The sequence below is a fragment of the Stenotrophomonas sp. HMSC10F07 genome, from assembly GCF_001807895.1.
Classification (GTDB): domain Bacteria; phylum Pseudomonadota; class Gammaproteobacteria; order Xanthomonadales; family Xanthomonadaceae; genus Stenotrophomonas; species Stenotrophomonas sepilia.
This window is the reverse complement of sequence record NZ_KV791318.1, coordinates 1-20688: the sequence shown is the minus strand read 5'-3', so window position 1 is coordinate 20688 and position 20688 is coordinate 1. Positions and strand designations below refer to the sequence as shown.

Sequence of the window (20688 nt, the reverse complement as noted above, 5' to 3'; positions counted from 1 at the left end):
TCCTCACTCTTCCGGGTAACCCAGGCGCACCGCGATCGGGGTGAGCTTGGCGAAGGCGGCGCTCATCACGTCGCGGTAGTTGCGCCAGTGGCCCGGCGGGAAGCGCGGCGCGCCCAGCTGCGCGGCCGGCGGCATCGGCCGCTCGAACAGTCGGCCCAGCAATTCGGCCATCGCCTGCGGATCGTTGCCGATCTGGTCGATGCGCAGCAGCACCTGCGGATACAGATCGTCCTCGTGCAGGGCGGCGACCTGGGCCAGCGCGCGCGCCAGCCATTCGCTGGCTTCGGCCAGCGAGGTCATCGCCAGCGGTGCGGCGGCACCGTAGGCCACCCAGTCCAGCAGCATGTCGCGCGGGTCGCGCAGCACCACCAGCAGGCGGCCCTGCGGCAACTGCGGGCGCAGCGCCCACAGCAGCGCGTTGTCCCACCACAGCAGCCAGTCGATGATCGCGTCGTCCTGCACGCCGCGCGACGGCAGCTGTTCGCGCCAGCGCTGCACCAGCCGCTCCGGCGTCAGCACGCCGGAGGCGAGGTCCTGCAGCGTGTGGTAGTTCTGGAACGCGTCGTCGGGTGCGTTGGAGGTATAGCGGTCGCTGCGCAGCACCGGGCTGGCCGCGGCCAGGCCGGTCGCCACGCGCTCCACGCCCGACCCTGGCGCGCCCCACAGGAAGATCGGCGCGGAGCTGGCATCGCCGTCGATCTCGCCCTTGTCCGGCCAGCTCGGCGGTGCCTTGGCCTGCGGCGGCAGCGGCAGGCGCTGTGGGGCCTGGTCGGCCTGCAGGGCCAGCCAGGTCTGCAGCGCATCTTCGTGCTGCCCGGCGCGATCCTGGATCTCACCCAGCCAGGTGCGCAGGTCGGCGCGGTGGCCTTCCGGTGCCATGTCGATCAGCGCCTGCACGCGGGCGACCGCGGCGGCCGGATCGCGCTGCAGCAGGCCTTCGACCAGGCGGGTTTCGCCGCTGACGCGGCCCGGTTCGAGGCTGACGATGCGCTCGGCGATCGCTTCGGCCTGGGCGTGTTCGCCCACCATGTCGTGCAGGCGCAGGCGCGCTTCCAGCGCAGGCAGGTGGCCCGGCATCGCGTCCATCCAGCGCTCGACCGTGGCGGCGGCGGTGGCACTGCCGACCTCCTCCACCGCCAGGCGTGCCAGCCACAGGTCGTGCAGCTGCGGGTGCTGCTCCAGGGCGGCATCCAGTCGTGCGCGGGCCTCGTCTTCGCGACCCAGGCGCTGCCAGGACATCAGCAGCAGCTGCAGCACGTCGCGGTCATCAGGCAGCGATTCCAGCAACGGCAGCAGGTGCTCCAGCGCCTGCAGCGGCTGGCCGCTGCGCAGTGCCAGTTCGCCGGCCAGGCGGCGCATCGAAGGCGTATCCAGGCCTTCCTGCTGCAGCGCGATCTGCATCGCCTCTGCCGCAGCTTCCAGGTTGCCCTGGCGCATGGCCAGCTGCACCACCAGGCCATGCAATGAGGCGATGGCCGGGTTCAGTTCCAGCACGCGCCGGAACGCCTGCTCGGCGAAAGCCAGCATGTTCTTGCCCAGGTAGGCGAAGCCCAGTGCGTAAAGCACGCGGATGTCGTTGGGCAGGGCCTGGTTGGCGGCCGACAGCAGCTTCAGCGCGCGATCGGCATCATCGCGGCGCAGCGCGATCATGCCATCGATGGTCAGCAGCTCCGGGTGGTCCGGTTCGACACGCGAGGCCAGCGTGGACAGGCGCTGCGCTTCATCGAAATCGTTGCGGCCGATCGCCAGGTGGGCCTGCATCAGGTAGGCAGCGAATGCGTTCGGGTCCAGCCCGGTGGTGCGCGTCAGTGCTTCGCCGGCGCCGTCGAATTGGCGCAGGGCCAGCAGCAGGCCGGCGTGCTGCAGGTGCAGCTGGGCGTTGTCCGGGGCCAGCTGCAGCGCCTGCTGCAGGGCCTCCATCGCGTCCTCGGCCTTGCCCTGCTGCTGCAGCGCAAGCGCCAGCCAGCGGTGGGCCTCGGCCTGGCCGGGTTCATCACGGGTCCACGCCTGGGCCAGCTGCACGGCCTGGTCGGCCTCGTTCTGGCGCAACGCTTGGATGATCTGGTCTTGCATGGCGGTCCGGTTCAAGGGCAAACCCGCATTGTAGCGGCCTGCGCGCCCGTGCCGGTTCAGCCTTGCAGCACGCGCTGCAGGCGCTGCGCCACCCAGCGCTCGGAGAAGCCGTCACCGCGCCAGTTTTCCAGGAAGCCACAGTGTCCGCCCCAGCTGGCGGTTTCCAGATGCGCCTGGTGCGGCAGCTGCCAGTCGCTGAAGGTCGCGTAGGGGATCACCGGGTCGTCCTGCGCCATCAGGATGTCGGCCGGCACCTGCAACGTGGACAGGCGATCACCGGCAATCGAGTAGCCATCGAAATAGGCCTGCAACGAACCGAAACTGGTGTGGCGCTCGACCAGCCAGGCGGTCAGCGCGCGGATGTCCAGTTTCAGTACGCGGTCGTCGCAGTCGCTCAGTTCGGGGAACAGGTCGCGCTTGCGCCGCAGTGAACCGGCCCACTTGCGGCGGAAGTACCAGTCGTACATTGCCGGGCCGTTCTCGATGCTCTCCATGGTCAGCGCCGGGTCCAATACCGGGCATACCGAGGCCACGCGCAGCAGCGGCACGCCGGCCGCTGGCGCGCGCAGGGCCAGGCGCAGCACGAAGTTGCCGCCCAGCGAGTAACCGGCGGCCACCAGCGGCAACTGCGGCCAGCGCTGGGCGATATCGCCCGCGGCATGCACCACTTCGTCGATCAGGTTGGAGTGGAAGATGCCAGGGTTGAGATGATGGGTATTGCCGTGGTCGCGGAAATTCAGCCGCACCACGTCGAAGCCCTGTTCGAGCATGCGCGCGGCCGCCATGCGCATGTAGCTGGATTCGGCGCTGCCTTCCCAGCCGTGCAGCAGCAGGGCCATGCCTTTGGGTTCGCGGCCTTCGATGTGGCTGTGCCAGCCTTGCAGGCGCACGCCATCACCGCCGTCGAGGATCAGTTCTTCGCTGATCGCACCGGTCGCGGCCAGCAGCAGCAGGCCGCGCTGCAGGCGCATGCGGCTGGAGCTGAGCATCGACTGCAGGTGCGGATTGCGCAGCCAGCGCGGGGGCTGGTAGTCAGCCGCGTGCAGCGTCGGCGTGCCGGCGTCCAGGACGGGTGGCGGGATCAGGGCCACCGCACCCTCACTCGGTGCTCATGGCCGCCACGATGCGCGCGCGCGACGTCTCCGCGATGCGCCGACGGCCTTCCAGGTCCTGCGCACCGATCGGTGCCAGGAAGTGCACTTCTGCACGCCGCGCCGGCTCACCGAGCAGGCGCAGGAAATTGGCGAAGAAACTCTCGCCGGGGCCGAACGCGACAATGGTCTGCGCATCGCCCTTGAGCCCGTACACCAGTGCCACCGGCTGCACCGGCACGCCGGTTTCAACCGCGGCCTGGAAGATGCGGGCATGGAACGGGCCTACTTCGTGGCCGCCGCGGGTGCGCCCTTCCGGGAACACGCCCACCGCCTTGCCTTCGCGCAGGCGATCGGCCATCACCTGCATCACGCCACCGAGCGATTCGGTGTTGCCGCGCTGGTGGAAGATGGTCTGGCCACGCGCGGCCAGCCAGCCGACCAGCGGCCAGCTGGCGATCTCGCGCTTGGCGACGAAGCCCATCATGCGCTGGCTGTGCAGGATGCAGATGTCGACCCAGCTGACGTGGTTGGCGACGAACAGCACGGCGCCGGGCAGCGGCGTGCCGATCTGCACCAGGCGGAAGCCGAAGATCCACATCAGCCCGCCCTGCCACCAGTTGACCACTTTGGCCCCCAGGGTCGCCTCGCCCACGCGCAGTTCGCCCCACGGCCGAAGCATGCCGATCAGGATGAGCGGCAGGAACACGATGATGTGGACCAACAGCAGCGGTACGCGGTACAGGTAACGGCACACACGCGCCACGCCGCCGCGGGGGGCCGGAGTGGGGGAAGTCATCCGCGCACGATACCGGAGGGCCGCAGCCGCTGCCAGCCGATTCTGGCCATAAGTCCTATTGACCGCGGCCATGGACGGGAACACGGTGTCCTGTTGGCGGGGCTGTTGGGGGGCGTAGAGCCGGCCTTGCCTTGGCATTTTGTAGAGTCGAGCCACGCTCGACTGCTCCTGGCGCCACATCAACAGCCGTCGAGCATGGCTCGACGCTACGCGGTCGCGGCCGGCCGCCATTGCCCGCAATGGGCCGGTACCAGCTGCAGGTCGCTGACCTGGCGCTGGGTGTGCTGCAGCCGCTGCAGGGTCTGCCGGTAGGTGCCGGTGTGGCCGAGCAGGGCGGTGACCAGCCACGGCGGCGGCACGCCATCGGTGATGGCGGCGCTGGACCAGGCGGCGTCGGCCACCAGGAACACCGGGCGGCCATCGCCCGCTTCGAACAGCAGCCCGTGCTGGCCCACCGCATGGCCGGGCAGCGGCACCGCCAGCAGGCTGCGGTCGCCCAGCACGTCGCGGCCACGGCCGAAGGCATCGAAGGGACGCGGCAGGTCCACCTCGGGCAGGCTCTCCAGCCAGCCCATGCGCGGCGCCGCATCGCGGGTCAACGCGGGCAGCAGACCCACGCTGAGCGCACGCAGGCGCCCGCGCGCGGCTTGGTCCTGCCACGCAGCGCGCGAACACAGCAGCGGCACGTCGGGGAAATCGAGCACGCCACCGACGTGGTCACCATGCAGGTGCGAGAGCACCACCAGGCCGATGTCGGCCGCGCCGATGCCCCGCTGCTGCAGCTGCGCGCGCACGCTCTGGCCCGGGCCCAGGTGCACTGGCGTGACCCAGCGGTAGAGGCGCTCGGGGAAGCGCGCGGTGGCCTGCAGGAACGCGTCCGAATAGCCGGTGTCGAACAGGATGAGGCCGCGCAGCGGATGCCGCAGCAACGCCACCAGCGCCGGGAATTCGCAGCGGTGCCAGCTGGCTCCCTGGCGCACGGCACGCTGCGGGTGCACGCAGTGGCCGGCCTCGATCAGCTCCCACTCAAGCCGTGCCATCGCTGCCCCCGTGCTGCGTCCAGGTGTGCTGCTTCCAGTGCGTGGCGAAGGCCTGCAGCGCGGCCTGCACGCCGGTGCGCGGGTCGTAGCCGAGGTCGCGCCGCGCGGCGCTGATGTCCAAGGTCTGCGAATAGCCCAGCACACCCACGCCATAGCGGGTCAGGCGCGGCTCGGGGCGGCCCGGGCGCAGGCGGGCCACGGTCTCGGCCACACCGGCCGCGGCCAACGCCAACGTTCGCGGCACCGGCCGCAGGCGCACCCGCAGGTCCATCGCTGCGAACAGGCCGTTGACCAGCGCATGCACGTGCAGCGGGGTGCCGGCGCTGATGTTGTAGGCGCGCCCGCTGCAGCGCGCGTCCGCCTGCAGCGCCAGGCTCACCGCCTGCACCGCATCGTCGATGGGGGTGACATCAATGAGCGCGCGGCCGCCATGGATCAGCGGGAAGCGGCCGCTGGCCGCCACCGCCAGCAGGCGTGGCAGGATCGCGCGGTCGCCGGGCCCGAACACCGCACGCGGGCGCAGCACCACGGTGTGCAGTCCCTGCCGCGCGGCAGCGGCCACGGCCAGTTCCGATTCCCATTTGCTGCGCGCGTAGTCGGTGATCCAGCGCCGTGGCGGCTGGAAGCGTTCATCCAGACCGTACTGGTCGGCGAAGCGGAAATAGATGCTGGGCGAACCCAAGTGGACCAGGCGGGCAACACCGGCCGCCTGCGCGGCCTGCAGCAGGCGCGTGGTGGCCAGCACGTTCGCCCGCTGGAATGCGGCTGCCGTTCCCCAGGGTTGCGACATCGCCGCGCAGTGCACCACCGCATCGCAGCCCCGCAGCAGCGGCGCCAGGGCATCCTCGGCAAGATCGGCAGCAACCACCTCGATACCGCGCGCGGCCAGCGCCTGCAGCCGAAGCGCATCGCGCCCGCTGCCGCGCACCTGCCAGCCCTGTGCCGCCAACGCCAGCGCGACATGCTGGCCGATGAAGCCGCTGGCGCCGGTGACCAGGACTCTGGCCATCAGTAGCGCAGCACCGCGCCGCCCAGCGCCAGGCCGGCACCGGTACCGATCAGCAGGGCCTGCCCACCGCGCGGCAGGCGACCGTCGATCAGGGCCTGGTGCAGGGCCATCGGCAGCGACGCGGCCAGCTGGTTGCCGTGCTCGCGCAGGATGCGCACCAGCCGCTGCGGCGGCAGGCCCAGCACGCGTTGCAGGTGATCCAGCGCCTGGCCGCTTGCCTGGTGCGGCACGATCACATCGCACGCGGCCAGGCTGGTGCCGGCACTGTCCAGCAGATCCTGCAGGAAACCGGGCAGGCGCCGCGCCGCTTCGCGGTACAGCGCCTTGCCCTGCATCTGGAAATGATGGGCCGCGCGGTAGGCATCAATATCGTCGAACAGGCGCATGCCGGTGCCGCAGGTCGGCACCTGGCACAGTTCGGCACCGTCGCCATAGGTGCGCAGGCGGGTGGCCAGCAGCGCCGAGGCCTGGCCGTCGCCGGCCCGCTCGACCAGCATCGCCACCGCACCATCGCCGAACAACGGCGCGGTCAGCGGGTCATCCGGGTCAAGCCCGGCACTGGGAATGTCGCTGCAGACGATCAGCACGCGCCGGTAGCGGCCCAGCGCCAGCAGGCTGCCGGCCATTTCCAGCGCCACCACGAAGCCCAGGCAGGTGGCGTTGACGTCGAAGGACGGCACGCCACTGTCGCCCAGGCCGAGGGCGCGCTGCACCAGCACGGCCTGGCAGGGAATGGCCTGTTCCATCACCCCACAGGCGGAGAGGATGCAGTCGATGTCGGTGGGTGCCAGGCCGGCCTGCTGCAGGGCCTGGCGCGCGGCCTGCGCGCCCATCCAGGAGGCCCGCTCATCGGCCGCTGCATGGCCGCGGCTGGCCACGCCGCTGTGCCGTTCGACCCAGCCGTCCGGCTTGTTCCAGCGCTGGTCGAAGTGCTGCGACGGCACCCGCAGGCGCGGCAGGCAGGCACCGCTGGCGATGATCCGCAGCGGCAGCACGGCGGGAGCAGGCAGCCCGGACATCTGCCTCAGCCGTGGCCTGCAGCCACCACCGCCAGGGTCAGCCGCGAAATGCACACCAGCCGGCCCTGTTCGTCTTCGATGCGGATCTCCCACAGCTGCGTGCTGCGGCCCACGTGCACCGCACGCGCAGTGCCGGTGACGGTGCCGCTGCGCACGGCGCGAACGTGGTTGGCGTTGATCTCCAGGCCCACGCAGACCTGCTTGGCGGTATCCACGCAGAGGTTGCCGGCGCTGCTGCCCAGTGTTTCGGCCAGCACCACCGAGGCGCCGCCGTGCAGGATGCCGTACGGCTGGCGGGTGCGTTCGTCGACCGGCATGGTGGCCTGCAGCCAGTCATCACCGGCTGCGGTGAAGGCGATGCCCAGGGTATCGATGGCCGTGCCTCGGCTGAGCGCATTGAGCTGGTCGATGGAAACAGCGTCGCGGAACACCTGGGTCATGCAAGCACCTTCAGAGAATGGGGACGAGGCCGGCGCCGAATGCGGTCAGCATGCGCACCAGCAGCCACTTCGGGCCGACGTTCACTTCGGGGAAATCACCGACGGGCACGTAGCAGCGATGGAAATCCGGGCTCTGCCGCGGCAGCGGTTGCGGGCAGTCCGGGCCGGGCTTGAACTCGTAGTCGGTGGCATAGCGCCACGGCCAGAAGTCGAGGATCGGCAGTGCTTCGGAGGCCTTGCCGACGCTGTAGTTGAGCCCGGACAGCACCGGCGGCTTGGCCCGCGGCGCCACCGTCCACGAGTTCTGCGGGTGGGTATCGCGCAGGATGCTCTCGGCCAGCTGCTCGGCGAAGGCCGGGTCGTCGATGATCACCGCACCTTCGGTGTTGTAGTTCTCGCTGCGCGGATCGAAGTTGTGGGTGCCGACCACGCCGATGCGGCGGTCGACCACCAGCGACTTGGCATGCAGGCCCATGCGCGCGCCCTTGCGGGTGACCGGCAACGGCTTGTTGACCGCCTTGCTGCCCAGGAAGGAGGGCCGGGTCTCGGTGCGCAGCAGGCGGGTCTCGACCTCGCTACCGGCCGCGCGGCGGCGCTCGCGCGCGTTCTGGTAGGCACTGCCGGTGCGCGGGTGGTTCACCGGCCCCTGCTTGCCGGTGGGTGCCGGGTGCTCATCGCGATCGCGGCTGTCGCCGGCATTGCTGCCCGCGGCGCTGCCGCCAATCAGCGGATTGCGCCCGCCGTCGTCGTCACCTCCGGGCGCGGCGATCGGATCAGGCAACAGGTTGCGGTAGTCGACCGGTGCATCCAGCGGGAACGGCTTGTATTCGAAGATGTTGAAGCCCAGTTCGCGCATGTTGCGCCGCTTGTACTTGTACGACAGCGCATACACGATCGGGTTGTCGGTGGCCGCCAGGCTGTTGCTGGACACCACCACCCGCGGCGGCTGCGGGCGCTTGCGCAGCTCGCGGAACAGCTTCTGCGCCGGCTTGGACAACACCAGGTACGGCGTCTGCAGGATCACCTCCTCCTGCGCGCCGGCGATCAGCGCATCCAGCTGCGGCTCGGTCACGTGCTGGCCCGCCAGTGGCGCATCGGCCTTCTCGCGCCGGTGCTTGCGCGGCAGGTCGGCGACATAGCGCACCGAGGCCACCGGCAAGGCGGTATCGACGAAGGAACGGCTGACGAAGTCCATGTCATTGGCTTCGGCACTGACCCGCTGCACCCGCTCGGGGCGGCGGAAGCTGGCCGGCGGCAGGGTCGGCACGCCCTCGCGCAGCAGGGTGCGGCCGACATCGTTAAGGCGCTCGGCCGGCACGCTGCGCCTGGCATGCCAGAAGGCATCGAAGTTGGCGGCCATCGCCCGCGCCTCCGGGCCGGCGATCAGCACGTCGCGGTCGCGGAAGTTGTACTCGCGGTCCCAGTCGTAATAGTCGTCCTGGTAGTTGCGGCCACCGACCACGCCGATCGCATCGTCGATCACCAGCAGCTTGTTGTGCATGCGCTGGTTGAAGCGGCGGAAGCAGCACAGCACGCTGCCGGCATAGTCGAAGTAGTTCAGCCGGGCCTTGCCGAAGGTCGGGTTGTAGACCCGCAGCTGGAAGTTCTGGTGCGCGCCGGACAGCGCGCCGAGGATCTGCAGGTCGGAGATCGCCGAGAGCTGATCGATCAGCACGCGCACCTTCACCCCGCGCCGCGATGCAGCCAGCAGCTCGTCGATGACCAGCCGGGCGCTGTCGTCCTTGTCGAAGATGTAGGTCTGCAGGTCGATGCTGCGGGTGGCGCTGCGCAGCAGGTTCAGGCGCGCCACCAGCGCACCTTCGCCCTCGTCGAGCAGGGTGGCGTAGTGGCGCGGCTGTTCGGGAGTGGATTCGGTGAACGCCCGGCCGGCCAGCGCACGCAGCGGTGAGTCCTGCGCGCAGCGGTCGGCGCGCTGGCAGCCGACCACGGTCGAGCGCGCCTGCACGGCGATCGCTTCGGCACGGTCGCGCTCGGCATGCGAAAGCGATGCACAACCGCTGCCCAGCAACACCGTTGCCAGCGCCAGTATACGCAGCAGGAGGTTCACGGTTTCGGCGCCTCGCTCAGGCGCGCACGTAATACGAAGGTCACTCGGTCACTCAGGGCTAGCTGCCAGCTGTCCATTCCATACCGGCCTCGCTGCACGGTACCGCGGCTGACGACATCGCAATCATAGCCGGGTCGGGCGCACTCCGCCTTCTCGACCCGCAGCGACTCGGGGTGGCTGACGCCGCGCAGGGTCAGCCGGCCGTTGATGTCGCCCCCCTGTTCCACCGTCTCCGGCCAGTACGGCAGCGAGTCGAACTCGACCACCGGATGGCGCCCTGCATCGAAGAACTCTTCGCCGCGCATCCAGCCGGTGTAGCGCGCCTTGCCAGGGATCTCCACCGAACGGGTGAACATCTTCAGGTGCACCTGGTGGCGCCCGTCGGACAGGATCTCGATGCGCCCCTCGAAGTGCGGGAATACGCCTTCGATGCGCTGGCCGAAACGGGTCCGCACCTCGAAACCGATCCGCGAGCGCTGGGTATCCAGGCGCAGTACCCGCGGCGCTTCGGCGGACACCGGCGGCAACGGGGTTGGTGGGGGCACAGCCGCCCAGGCCGGGCCAAGCGCCAGCAACGCGGGCAGCAGGAAGCGGCTGCGCCGCGCCTGGCTCATCGGATCACGGCCACCAGAACGCGTTCAGGCTGGCCACGCCCGGCTCGATCGAGACCTCGCGCGGGAAGCCGAGGACGGCCACGCCGCCCGGCGGCATGCCCCGGTAGTCGCTGCTGGTGCCGTCGGTCATCAGGGCCACCAGCTGCTCCAGGCCCGGGTTGTGGCCCACGATCAGCACCCGGTCCAGGTCGCGACGTTCGTCCACCAGCGCCGCCAGGGTGCCCGGGGTGGCTTCGTAGATCCGGTCTTCCAGGCGCTTCTCGACATAGCCGATGGCCGTCATCACCGCTTCCAGGGTCTCACGGGTACGTCGCGACGGCGAGCACAGCACGCAGTCCGGCAGCAGGTTGTTTTCCTTCAACCACTTGCCGGCGGCTTCAGCTTCGGCCAGCCCCACCGGCGACAGCGGCCGGTCGAGGTCGGCCTGGCCGGAAACGGCGGGTTCGGCATGGGCATGGCGCAGCAGGATCAGTTCACGCATCGCGGGTTTCCATGGAGAAGAGGATGCAGCGGGAGAAGTGAGGCAGGCATCAAAGCTTGAGCCAGGACAGCAGCGGTTCCCAGTCCGCCTGGTGTTCGCGCACCTGGGCGGAGCGATAGTCGAACAGGCTGCGGCCCAGGCCGGTCATGACCACGTAGCTCTGGCTGTCACGCAGCTGCGCGACCACCGGGTACGGCCATTCGGCCAGCATCTGCAATGCCTGCTGCGAGGTCTGCGTCCAGGGTTTGGTGCGGTTGAGGACCAGCCCTACCGGCAGCTTGCGGCTGTGCACGCGCGGGTTCTGGGCCAGGCTGTTGAGGAAGCCGACGATGGCTTCGATATCCAGCGCCGAGGGCAGCACCGGCACCACCACGGCGTCGGCCGCGTCCAGGAAATGGGGGATATCGTCGGCCAGCGCACCGGCGGGTGCATCGATGATGACGGTATCGGTACCGTCGGGCAGCTTCTGCGCCCACTGCTTCTTCCGATACACATCGATGGGGAGCACCGCGCTTTCCAGCCCGGCACGCCGTTGTGCCCAGCGGGTGCTGGAGCCCTGCGGGTCGGCATCGGCGATCACCGTGGCCTTGCCCTGCAATGCCGCGTACGCGGCCAGGTGGGTGGCGACGGTGGTCTTGCCCACCCCGCCCTTGGAACCGGCCACCAGGATCGTCTTCATGCCAGCCTCGCTTCCGGGTACGTGCCCCGAGCGTACACCGGCGGTGGTGACGGGAGGTAGCGCCGTGCTGAACCAGTGGCCATCGCCTTTGCTATCGTGGCGCCCCCGAAGGATCGAACCGGCATGAGCGAACTGCAGGACCTGAGCGCACTGATCCGCGCCAATACCCCCCTGATCGTGATCGAGACCCAGGATGAGGGGCGCATCGTTGAACTGTTCCGGCAGACGCTGATGCACGTGTGGCGGGCCCTGCACCGCTGGTCCATCACCGAGGGCCTGCGCCGCATCGACCTGGACCGCGAGGATCCGCCGGTCGGCCCGCCCGATGCCAGCGCCGCGCTGCAGATGATCCGCCAGGCTGATCAGCGCGGTGTCTACCTGCTGCTCGATTTCCACCCCTACCTGGGCTATGCCAGCCACCAGCGCGCACTGCGCGACCTGATCCAGCGCCGCCACAGCGAACCGCACGTGCTGGTGCTGATCGGCGCCAAGGTCGAGCTGCCGGCCGAGCTGGAAGCACTGGCGGTGCGCTTCAATCCGCGCCTGCCCGATGCCAATGCCCTGCTGAAGATGCTGCGCGAGGAGGCCGACGCCTATGCGCGCGAACACGGCGGCCGCCGTGTCGAGGTCGACAGCGAGGCGGTGAAGAAGATCCTGAAGAACCTGCAGGGCCTGAGCCTGGTCGATGCCCGCCGCATCGCCCGCCAGCTGATCTACGCCGATGGCGCGCTGCGCGACGACGACCTGCCGCAGCTGGCACGGCTGAAGTTCGAGCTGCTCAACCGCAGCGGCCACCTGTTCTTCGAGCACGACAGCGCACGCTTCGGCGACGTGGCCGGCGCCAACCGGCTCAAGCGCTGGATCAGCCAGCGCCGGGTGGCCTTCATCGCCGGCTCGGCACCGGCCGGCCTGGACCCGCCGCGCGGCATGTTGCTGCTGGGCGTGCAGGGCTGCGGCAAATCGATGCTGGCCAAGGCCACCGCCGCCGGCTTCGGTGTACCGCTGCTGCGCCTGGACGTGGGTGCGCTGTACAACAAGTACCACGGCGAGACCGAGGCCAACCTGCGCCAGGCGCTGGCCTCGGCCGAGCAGCTGGCGCCCTGCGTGTTGTGGATGGACGAGATCGAGAAGGGCCTGGCCAGTGGTGGCGAGGACGGTGGCGTATCGCGCCGCGTGCTCGGCTACCTGCTGACCTGGATGGCCGAACGCAAGGCGCCGGTCTTCATCGTCGCCACCGCCAACCAGGTGCACGAACTGCCGGCCGAGCTGCTGCGCAAGGGCCGTTTCGACGAGATCTTCTTCGTCGACCTGCCCACCCCCGAAGTGCGCGTGGAACTGCTGCGGCTGCATCTGGGGCGACGCCAGCTCAATGGAGACGACTTTGCACTGCCGGCGTTGGCGGCCGCGGCGAATGGTTTCTCCGGCGCGGAGATCGAGCAGGCGATCGTGGCCGGACTGTACGCAGCGCACGCCGAAGGCCGGCCGCTGGACACCGAGCTGCTGATGAACGAGATCCGCGCGACGAGGCCGCTGTCGGTGCTGATGGCCGAGCAGGTCGAGGCCTTGCGCGCGTGGGCGTCGGGGCGGACGGTTTCCGCGGACGATTGAGGTTCCCGCGAACGGCGCAGCCCCTCGTGGTTGGTCGCTCAAAGCGACAGTCGTGGTTGGCCGGGTGGGTAGGCTGCGCAGGGGGCGCTGCAAGTACGTCCCTGCGCAGCCTACCCACCCGCCCCCTGACAGTTTCCGGGGGCGTCGGCCACGGAGAAGAAAAAAGATGATCAAAAGCAAAAGCCGGTCGTCTGGCCGCTTTCTGTAGAGCCGAGCCCACGCTCGGCTGCATTTCGATCAGATATCGAATAGTTGATTCCGATGCGGATTCATCCACGCATGGCGTGGATCTACCCACCGCCGCCGATAACCTGTCGGGGTCGAGGCGGTCTGGGGCTGCAGGACCGTTGGCGCCATGAATGGCGCCATCGAGCCCCCATGGGTGAGGGCGCTTTGCTTGCGAAGCACTGCTTCGCAAGCGCCCGAACGCCCAGCCTCCAGCGGCTGGGCCGGGCCGCGGAGCGGGGTTTACGGCGTGTCCTGCAGCCCCAGACCGCCCCGACCAAGCCACAGATAGCTCAGAGCCTGCTGTTGCTGTTGCTGTTGCTGTTGCTTCGGCCGTTGCCTCTGCGGGTGCCGGGTGCAACCCGGCGCAACCCCCTCCCTCAGGGCCAGGCCGGCGGGGCAGCCGCCCACGCCTGCTGCACTTCCGCCAGCGAGGCACGCTCGTCGTCGCGCCACAACGGCAGCAACTGCGCATAGCGGCTGCTGTCGCTCCATTGCGTCGGCTCGGTACGCACTGCGGCGGCGTACCACTGCACCGCCTCCTGCTTCTGCCCGGCCCGCCACAGCGCCAACGCATAGGTCGGTGGCAACCAGCCCGGCTTGCTCAGCGAACCACCGGCAGCGGCCTGCCATTGCTCCAGGGCGGCTTCGGGCTGGCCCTGACGCAGCAGGTCCCAGCCGTAGTTCCAGCGCACGCCACGGCCCAGGCTGCCCTGCACCGGCGCATCCTTCAGCGCTTCGCGATACAGCTGTTCACCCAGTTCGGTACGGCCCTGGGCAATGGCTACCGACGCCAGCTGCACGGTGGCCTCCACGGTACGCCGGCCGCGCTCGCGCTGCTTGAGCAGCTGCGCCACCAGCGCATCCCCGTCGGACTGGACCACGATCATGGGCACGGCGGCCGCATCGCTGTCGAAGTAGAACTCCTGTGGTGCCGGCACCGCCGGCGCGGCCCACACCGGGGCCGTTCCCGAGACCAGCAACATGCTGCCCAGGATCTTTCCTGCAACTGACATCCCTTCTCCCCAGGCCGCAACCGCAGCCTCCCTCTCTCTCCCCGATCCTAACCCCAGCATGGCCGCCGGCGCGAGTGCCGGGGCGGCCGGGCCTCGCTGCTACAATTCGCGCCTTTCCCGCCGCGTGCCTGCACGCGGCCGGTGCCAGCCGATCCTGACCGGGCCAGCCATGACCAGTACCGCGCAACTCACGTCGCCCTCCTCCACCGACCTGATCGACCGTGACTACACGCTCGACCACAAGTACACCCGCAACGAGGGGCGGATCTATCTGAGTGGCGTGCAAGCGCTGGTGAAGCTGCCGCTGATGCAGCGCCTGCGCGACGCGCACGAAGGCATCGACAGCGCCGGCTTCGTCAGCGGCTACCGCGGCAGCCCGCTGGGCGGCTTCGACCTGGAGCTGTGGCGCGCACGCAAACACCTCGACGCAGCCAAGGTGAAGTTCACCCCCGGCCTCAACGAGGACCTGGGCGCCACCATGGTGTGGGGCACCCAGCAGACCAACCTGTTCCCCGGCGCCAACGTGCAGGGCGTGTTCGGCATGTGGTACGGCAAGGGCCCGGGCGTGGACCGCTGCGGTGACGTGTTCAAGCACGCCAATGCCGCCGGCACCTCGCGCTACGGCGGCGTGCTGGCACTGGCCGCCGATGACCATGCCTGCCGCAGCTCGACCCTGCCGCATGGCAGCGAGGACGAGTTCGTCAGCGCGATGATGCCGGTGCTGAATCCGGCCGGTGTGCAGGACATCCTCGACATGGGCCTGCTGGGCTGGGCGATGAGCCGCTATACCGGGCGCTGGGTCGGCTTCAAGACCATCGCCGAGACAGTCGAATCGTCGGCCTCGGTCGAGGTCGACCCGATGGCGCGCCGCATCGTGCTGCCGGAAGACTTCGAGATGCCTTCGGGCGGTCTCAACATCCGCTGGCCGGACCCGCCACTGGACCAGGAAATGCGCCTTCACCGCTATGCGGTGAAGGCCGCACAGGCATTCGCCCGCGCCAACGGCATCGACAAGGTGGTGATGGACGCGCCGCGCGCGCGGCTGGGCATCGTCACCACCGGCAAGAGCTACCTGGACGTGCTGCAGGCGCTGGAGTACCTGGGCCTGGATGAAGCCGCCTGCGCCGACATCGGCATCCGCGTGTACAAGGTCGGCATGACCTGGCCGCTGGAGCCGCAGGGCATCGCCCGCTTCGCGCAGGGCCTGGAAGACATCATCGTGGTGGAGGAGAAGCGTGCCTTCATCGAGCGCCAGATGAAGGAACAGTTCTTCAACTGGCCGGCCAGCTGGGGCCAGCGCCCGTCCATCGTCGGCAAGTACGACGAGAGCGGCGAATGGATCCTGCCGTCCACCGGCGAGCTGACCCCGGCCACCATCGCCGGCGTGATCGGCCGCCGCATCCAGAAGTTCTTCAACAACGCATCGATCGAGCAGCGGCTGCAGTGGATGCAGGAGAAGGAAGCCGAGCTTGCGTTGCCGCGCGCCAGCTTCCCGCGCGTGCCGCATTACTGCTCGGGCTGTCCGCACAACACCTCCACCAACGTGCCGGAAGGCTCGCGTGCGCTGGCCGGCATCGGTTGCCATTACATGGTGACCTGGATGGACCGCAGCACCGACACCTTCACCCACATGGGCGGCGAAGGCGTGACCTGGGCCGGGCAGGCGCCGTTCACCGATACCCCGCACGTGTTCCAGAACCTGGGCGACGGCACCTACTTCCACAGCGGCTCGCTGGCGATCCGCCAGGCGGTCGCCGCCGGCGTCAACATCACCTACAAGATCCTCTACAACGATGCGGTGGCGATGACCGGTGGACAGCCGGTGGACGGTCCGCTGAGCGTGCCGGACATCGCACGACAGATGCGTGCCGAAGGCATCCACACCATCGTGGTGCTGTCGGACAACATCGGCAAGTGGACCGGCCAGCGCGAGCACTTCCCCAGCGACGTCGAGTTCCATGACCGCAGCGAGCTGGACGAAGTGCAGAAGCGCCTGCGCGAAGTGAAGGGTGTTTCGATCCTGATCTACGAACAGACCTGCGCCACCGAGAAGCGCCGCCGCCGCAAGCGCGGCAAGCTGGAAGACCCGCAGAAGCGGGTGATGATCAACTCGCTGGTCTGCGAAGGCTGCGGCGACTGCGGCAAGAAGAGCTTCTGCGTGTCGGTGCTGCCGAAGGAAACCGAGTTCGGACGCAAGCGCGAGATCGACCAGTCCAACTGCAACAAGGACTATTCCTGTGTGAACGGCTTCTGCCCCAGCTTCGTCACCGTGCACGGTGGCCAGCCGCGCAAGGGCAGCAAGCGCGATGCGTCCACGCTGCTGGACAACCTGCCGGCGCCGACCCTCCGCGGCAGCCTGGAACAGCCCTGGAACATCCTGATCACCGGCGTCGGCGGTACCGGCGTGGTGACCATCGGTGCGCTGCTGGGCATGGCCGGCCACCTGGAAGGCAAGGGTGCAACCGTGCTCGACCAGACCGGCCTGGCGCAGAAGGGCGGCGCGGTAACCACGCATATCCGCATTGCCCGTCGCCCTGAAGACATCCATGCCGTGCGTATCGCCGCTGGCGAGGCCGACCTGGTGCTGGGCTGCGACATGGTGGTGGTCAACGATTACTGGGCGCTGTCGAAGGTGCGTGCCGGCCGTTCGCAGGTGGTGCTGAACACCTACGAAGCGATGCCGGGCACCTTCACCACCCGCCCGGACATGCAGTTCCCCGCCGCCGACATCATCGCCGGCGTGCGCGTGGCACTGGGCGGCCAGGAGCCGCTGCTGCTCGATGCCACCCAGCTGGCCACCGCGCTGCTGGGCGATGCCATTGCCGCCAACCTGTTCATCCTCGGCTACGCCTGGCAGCAGGGCCTTGTGCCGCTGTCGTTCGATTCACTGATGCGCGCCATCGAGCTCAATGGCGCCGCCGTGGCGATGAACCAGCAGGCGTTCGCCTGGGGCCGCCTGGCCGTGGTCGATCCGCAGGCCGTGCAGCAGGCGGCCGGCCTGGTGCGCAACCGCCATACCGATACCGAATCCACCCCGGGCCCGCTGCATCCGCTGCCGCCAGGCGAGTGGGAGGGCAATGAATGGGGTGCCACTGCGGCACCGCGCAACACCGCCGACGAACGCGAACTGCGTGGCCTGCCCTCGCACGGTGGCGACGTGGCGTTCCTGCCGCTGGACGACGCCCGCCTGTCGCGCTCGCTGGATGAAATGATCGAGCGCCGCGCCGCGTTCCTGGTCGAGTACCAGGATGCCGCCTACGCCAAGCGCTACCGTGACCTGGTAGCGCGCGTACGCGCCACCGAAGCCGACCGCATCGGCGGTTCCACTGCGCTGACCGAGACCGTGGCGCGGTACCTGTTCAAGCTGATGGCCTACAAGGACGAGTACGAAGTGGCGCGCCTGTACACCAGCGGCGACTTCCAGCGCCGCCTGCAGCAGCAGTTCGAGGGCGACTACCAGCTGCGCTTCCATCTGGCACCGCCGCTGTTGGCGAAGAAGGACGAGCAGGGACGGCTGTTGAAGAAGGAATACGGCCCGTGGATGTTCAAGGCCTTCGGTCTGTTGGCGAAGCTGAAGTTCCTGCGTGGCGGCCGCTTCGATGTGTTCGGACGCACCGAGGAGCGCCGCATGGAGCGCAAGCTGATTGCTGATTACGAGGCGACGGTGCAGATGCTGCTGGACGGGCTGGAGGATGACCGTCTGTCGCTGGCGGTGGAGATTGCCAGCATTCCCGAGCACATCCGCGGCTTCGGCCATGTCAAGGAAGCGCATTTCGAGCAGGCCAAGGCGCGCGAAGCGGCCCTGCTGGCGCAGTGGCGCAATCCGAAGGCGCTGCATATCGTGCAGGTGGCGTAACCGGCAGCAGGGCCCTACCGGCCCTTGGCCGACTGCCCGAAAGGATCTAGAGCCGGAAGCGCTGGCGATCCATGCCAGCGAACGTCGACATTTCAGAAATTGTCGCCGTTCCATGACATTCTCGAAATGTTATCGAACGGCGACTTTTGATTAAATGTTGCCGAGCGCATACATTCCGCCTATGGACATCCTGCGAACGTCCCGAGACCTGGGCCTGGTCATCCGCCAGCGTCGCAAAGCACTCCGTTGGGATCAGGCCCAGCTGGCCGAACGCGTAGGCGTCAGTCGGCAATGGGTCATCGAAATGGAGAAGGGCAAGCCACGGGTGGAGCTGCAACTGGTGCTGCGGACGCTCAACGTCCTCGGCCTGATACTGGCTACGGGCACTGTCGAGGGAATGGCCTCCTCCGCTGCATCGTCGGAAATGCCTCTGGAACTGCCTGATATCGACACTATCGTGGATGGCAACGGGCTGCGCCCGGACGAGCACCGCGCGACTGCCATGACGTTGGGGCGTAGAAAGCCCCACAAGGCCGTCTGACAGCCCCTTCCTCCCGGACATCGTGCCTCCCGCATGGACCTCAACGTACTCCTTTCCAACAGACTGGCTGGATACCTGGGACAGGATGCACATGGCCATCCGACATTCCGGTATGCAGACAGTTGGCGCCAGACGCCGGGCGCCTATCCCTTGTCACTTGCACTTCCATTGACAGAGAACAGCGCGCCCGCTGCCACGCTCTCTGCGGTCCTGTGGGGGCTGCTGCCCGACAACGAGGCCCTTCTGCAGCGATGGGCTTCCCGGTTCCAAGTTTCGTCCCGCAACCCGGTCGCATTGCTGTCACATGTCGGTGAAGACTGTGCCGGTGCGGTCCAGTTCGTACGACGCGAACGGCTCGCCGCCGTACTTGCCGGTGAGGACGATCGGCAGGAGGCGCTGTCCCTCCATGAGGTCGCCCAGCGCCTTCAGCGGATCCGAGTGGACCAGATTGCAGCGCGGCAACCCGATGATGTCGGCCAGTTCAGCCTGGCCGGGGCGCAACCGAAGATCGCCCTGATGCAACGCGACGACGGAGGTTGGGCAATTCCGGCCGGTCGCATCCCCACCACGCATATCCTCAAACCCCCCAGTGGCGACTATGACGGATTCGTGGAGAACGAGGTCTTCTGTCTGCGCCTGGCCAGTCAACTCGGCATGTCGGCTGCGTCCACTGAAATGATCTGCATGGAGGACGCACAGGCCATTGCGGTGACGCGCTTCGACCGCGTACGAACAGCACAGGGTTGGCAACGCGTTCACCAGGAAGACTTCTGCCAAGCGCTGGGTGTCATGCCACACATCAAGTACCAGAACCAAGGCGGACCGGGGCCGGCCGATCTGGCGCGCGTGCTTTGGGAACATTCCAGCAAGCCGCGAGCGGATGTCGAAAGGCTGCTGCAGGCACTGCAGTTCAACTATCTCATTGGCGGCACCGACGCGCATGCCAAGAACTATTCGCTGCTGATCGGCGCACAAGGAAACGTTCGCCTTGCCCCGCTGTATGACATCTCAAGTGCACTGCCCTATGCACACCTGCAGCAACGCAAGATCAAGATGGCCATGAAGATCGGCAGCCATTACCGCTGGTGGGATGTCCGCCTGGCGGATTGGGAGGCCACCGCTGATGGAATGACGCTGGACCCGCAGAAAGCACTGTCGGGCCTGTTCGACATGGCAACACAGCTGCCCGGCATCGCCCGGGCGTTGCTTGCGGAACTGCAGGCAGAGGGCATGCGCCACCCGGTTCTGGAACGTTTAGTGGATGGCATCAGTGCAAGCTGCCAGCACTGCCTGCGGCAATTCGAACAATCCGCTACCTGATCACCCCAACCGCCACAGCAATAGCCGGTTATTGGCCGGCATTGCCACGTCACCCAACCGGGTGAACCCGTTGTCCGCCGCCAGCGCCTGCACCGCTTCGCTATCGCGGATACCGCTGCGCGGGTCGCGCGCCTTCAGCCAGGCATCGAACTGCGCGTTGCTGTCGCTGGTGTAGCGGCCGCCGTAATTGAACGGGCCGTAGACCGCCAGCAGCGCACCGTGGCGCATCAGCGGCGGCAGCGCGGCGAACAGCGCCCGCACGTGCTCCCAACCCATGATGTGCAGGGTATTGGCAGTGAACGCCGCATCGAACGAGCTGCCCTCCGGCAGGGTCAGGCCCACTGCCGGCGGCAGTTCCACCTGCAGCGCCACGGGCGGCAGCAGGTTGAGCAGAGCCGCCTCGGCGCGCCACGCCTCGATGCCAGGCAGATGGTCCGGATGGTCGCTGGGCTGCCAGCGCAGCCACGGCCAGCGCTCGGCGAAGAAGGCTGCGTGCTGGCCGGTACCACTGCCGATCTCCAGCACCCGATGGCGGTCGCCCATCCACGGGTCGAGTGCGGTGGCGATGGGTTCGCGGTTGCGCTCGCAGGCTTCTGAATGCGGCTTGCTCGACATCAGGACGGTGTCCAGGCGGGGTCGGCTCCATTGTGCACGAGGGGGTGTCTGCAGGGCTTGCAGCCCTGCACCCGCAGGAGCCGGAGCCTGAGCCAGAGCAACGTCAAAAGCTGGCATTCCGTGGGTTGGCGGGGTGGGCCCGGTTGCGGGGGACGCCGTAAACCCGTCCTTGAAGTGACCCCCGAGACTTGGAC

At 68.4% G+C, this 20688-nt stretch carries 17 protein-coding genes; 4 read left to right on the top strand and 13 right to left on the bottom strand.

The window, feature by feature from the left end; translation table 11 throughout:
- Positions 1-3: 3 nt before the first annotated feature.
- The 11 genes from HMPREF3114_RS00825 to HMPREF3114_RS00775 form a co-directional block, all read right to left on the bottom strand.
- Positions 4-2073: a tetratricopeptide repeat protein gene (locus HMPREF3114_RS00825; RefSeq protein WP_070488761.1), complete on the bottom strand. Its 2070-nt coding sequence runs from the start codon at positions 2071-2073 to the stop codon at positions 4-6.
- Between the two features lie 56 nt (positions 2074-2129).
- A complete protein-coding gene (locus tag HMPREF3114_RS00820) occupies positions 2130-3119 on the bottom strand; it encodes a YheT family hydrolase (protein ID WP_050562730.1) in 990 nt (329 codons plus the stop codon).
- Between the two features lie 52 nt (positions 3120-3171).
- Positions 3172-3963, bottom strand: a complete 792-nt coding sequence (locus HMPREF3114_RS00815) for a lysophospholipid acyltransferase family protein (RefSeq protein ID WP_053499952.1) — start codon at positions 3961-3963, stop codon at positions 3172-3174.
- Positions 3964-4169: 206 nt separating this feature from the next.
- Positions 4170-5003, bottom strand: coding sequence for an MBL fold metallo-hydrolase (locus HMPREF3114_RS00810; protein WP_053499950.1), 834 nt, complete (start codon positions 5001-5003; stop codon positions 4170-4172).
- Entirely contained in the window at positions 4990-6012 is a 1023-nt protein-coding gene (locus HMPREF3114_RS00805; protein WP_053499948.1) for an NAD-dependent epimerase/dehydratase family protein, read from the bottom strand. Before HMPREF3114_RS00805 ends, HMPREF3114_RS00810 begins: the two co-directional genes overlap by 14 nt.
- Complete coding sequence (locus HMPREF3114_RS00800; protein WP_005420980.1) at positions 6012-7031, bottom strand: 3-oxoacyl-[acyl-carrier-protein] synthase III C-terminal domain-containing protein; 1020 nt, start codon at positions 7029-7031, stop codon at positions 6012-6014. The genes HMPREF3114_RS00805 and HMPREF3114_RS00800 overlap by 1 nt, the downstream gene beginning before the upstream one ends.
- A gap of 5 nt (positions 7032-7036) precedes the next feature.
- The gene (locus HMPREF3114_RS00795; RefSeq protein ID WP_005420982.1) at positions 7037-7471 is read right to left on the bottom strand and encodes a hotdog fold thioesterase; all 435 of its coding nucleotides are present in this window, start codon (positions 7469-7471) and stop codon (positions 7037-7039) included.
- 10 nt (positions 7472-7481) lie between these two features.
- The gene (locus tag HMPREF3114_RS00790) at positions 7482-9539 is read right to left on the bottom strand and encodes a phospholipase D family protein (protein WP_053499946.1); all 2058 of its coding nucleotides are present in this window, start codon (positions 9537-9539) and stop codon (positions 7482-7484) included.
- Positions 9536-10153, bottom strand: coding sequence for a YceI family protein (locus HMPREF3114_RS00785; protein WP_005420984.1), 618 nt, complete (start codon positions 10151-10153; stop codon positions 9536-9538). Before HMPREF3114_RS00785 ends, HMPREF3114_RS00790 begins: the two co-directional genes overlap by 4 nt.
- 4 nt (positions 10154-10157) lie before the next feature.
- On the bottom strand, positions 10158-10634 hold the full coding sequence (locus HMPREF3114_RS00780) for a SixA phosphatase family protein (protein WP_005420985.1): 477 nt from the start codon (positions 10632-10634) through the stop codon (positions 10158-10160).
- A 49-nt stretch (positions 10635-10683) separates the two neighbouring features.
- Complete coding sequence (locus tag HMPREF3114_RS00775) at positions 10684-11313, bottom strand: ParA family protein (RefSeq protein WP_005420986.1); 630 nt, start codon at positions 11311-11313, stop codon at positions 10684-10686.
- Positions 11314-11436: 123 nt separating this feature from the next.
- Here HMPREF3114_RS00775 and HMPREF3114_RS00770 point away from each other — a divergent pair, with 123 nt between their 5' ends.
- Positions 11437-12921 (top strand): AAA family ATPase, encoded by a 1485-nt coding sequence (locus tag HMPREF3114_RS00770; RefSeq protein ID WP_005420987.1) that lies wholly within the window; start codon positions 11437-11439, stop codon positions 12919-12921.
- Positions 12922-13526: 605 nt separating this feature from the next.
- Here HMPREF3114_RS00770 and HMPREF3114_RS00765 read toward each other — a convergent pair.
- Positions 13527-14162, bottom strand: a complete 636-nt coding sequence (locus tag HMPREF3114_RS00765; RefSeq protein WP_014035497.1) for a tetratricopeptide repeat protein — start codon at positions 14160-14162, stop codon at positions 13527-13529.
- 169 nt (positions 14163-14331) lie between these two features.
- Between HMPREF3114_RS00765 and HMPREF3114_RS00760 the strand changes: the two genes are divergently transcribed.
- From HMPREF3114_RS00760 to HMPREF3114_RS00750, 3 genes are all read left to right on the top strand, one after another.
- The gene (locus tag HMPREF3114_RS00760) at positions 14332-18018 is read left to right on the top strand and encodes an indolepyruvate ferredoxin oxidoreductase family protein (RefSeq protein ID WP_070488758.1); all 3687 of its coding nucleotides are present in this window, start codon (positions 14332-14334) and stop codon (positions 18016-18018) included.
- Between the two features lie 181 nt (positions 18019-18199).
- Positions 18200-18559: a helix-turn-helix transcriptional regulator gene (locus HMPREF3114_RS00755; RefSeq protein ID WP_070488755.1), complete on the top strand. Its 360-nt coding sequence runs from the start codon at positions 18200-18202 to the stop codon at positions 18557-18559.
- A gap of 33 nt (positions 18560-18592) precedes the next feature.
- Positions 18593-19879: a type II toxin-antitoxin system HipA family toxin gene (locus HMPREF3114_RS00750; protein ID WP_053499942.1), complete on the top strand. Its 1287-nt coding sequence runs from the start codon at positions 18593-18595 to the stop codon at positions 19877-19879.
- Here the strand turns inward: HMPREF3114_RS00750 and HMPREF3114_RS00745 are convergent, their stop codons facing one another.
- The gene (locus HMPREF3114_RS00745; protein ID WP_053499940.1) at positions 19880-20494 is read right to left on the bottom strand and encodes a DUF938 domain-containing protein; all 615 of its coding nucleotides are present in this window, start codon (positions 20492-20494) and stop codon (positions 19880-19882) included.
- Positions 20495-20688: the final 194 nt, after the last annotated feature.

Bases quoted from the DNA above. Each gene is read 5' to 3' on its own strand.
- HMPREF3114_RS00825 (WP_070488761.1), bottom strand. From the start codon at position 2,073: ATGCAAGACCAGATCATCCAAGCGTTGCGCCAGAACGAGGCCGACCAG.
- HMPREF3114_RS00815 (WP_053499952.1), bottom strand. From the start codon at position 3,963: ATGACTTCCCCCACTCCGGCCCCCCGCGGCGGCGTGGCGCGTGTGTGC.
- HMPREF3114_RS00810 (WP_053499950.1), bottom strand. From the start codon at position 5,003: ATGGCACGGCTTGAGTGGGAGCTGATCGAGGCCGGCCACTGCGTGCAC.
- HMPREF3114_RS00805 (WP_053499948.1), bottom strand. From the start codon at position 6,012: ATGGCCAGAGTCCTGGTCACCGGCGCCAGCGGCTTCATCGGCCAGCAT.
- HMPREF3114_RS00800 (WP_005420980.1), bottom strand. From the start codon at position 7,031: ATGTCCGGGCTGCCTGCTCCCGCCGTGCTGCCGCTGCGGATCATCGCC.
- HMPREF3114_RS00795 (WP_005420982.1), bottom strand. From the start codon at position 7,471: ATGACCCAGGTGTTCCGCGACGCTGTTTCCATCGACCAGCTCAATGCG.
- HMPREF3114_RS00785 (WP_005420984.1), bottom strand. From the start codon at position 10,153: ATGAGCCAGGCGCGGCGCAGCCGCTTCCTGCTGCCCGCGTTGCTGGCG.
- HMPREF3114_RS00780 (WP_005420985.1), bottom strand. From the start codon at position 10,634: ATGCGTGAACTGATCCTGCTGCGCCATGCCCATGCCGAACCCGCCGTT.
- HMPREF3114_RS00775 (WP_005420986.1), bottom strand. From the start codon at position 11,313: ATGAAGACGATCCTGGTGGCCGGTTCCAAGGGCGGGGTGGGCAAGACC.
- HMPREF3114_RS00770 (WP_005420987.1), top strand. From the start codon at position 11,437: ATGAGCGAACTGCAGGACCTGAGCGCACTGATCCGCGCCAATACCCCC.
- HMPREF3114_RS00765 (WP_014035497.1), bottom strand. From the start codon at position 14,162: ATGTCAGTTGCAGGAAAGATCCTGGGCAGCATGTTGCTGGTCTCGGGA.
- HMPREF3114_RS00760 (WP_070488758.1), top strand. From the start codon at position 14,332: ATGACCAGTACCGCGCAACTCACGTCGCCCTCCTCCACCGACCTGATC.
- HMPREF3114_RS00755 (WP_070488755.1), top strand. From the start codon at position 18,200: ATGGACATCCTGCGAACGTCCCGAGACCTGGGCCTGGTCATCCGCCAG.
- HMPREF3114_RS00750 (WP_053499942.1), top strand. From the start codon at position 18,593: ATGGACCTCAACGTACTCCTTTCCAACAGACTGGCTGGATACCTGGGA.
- HMPREF3114_RS00745 (WP_053499940.1), bottom strand. From the start codon at position 20,494: ATGTCGAGCAAGCCGCATTCAGAAGCCTGCGAGCGCAACCGCGAACCC.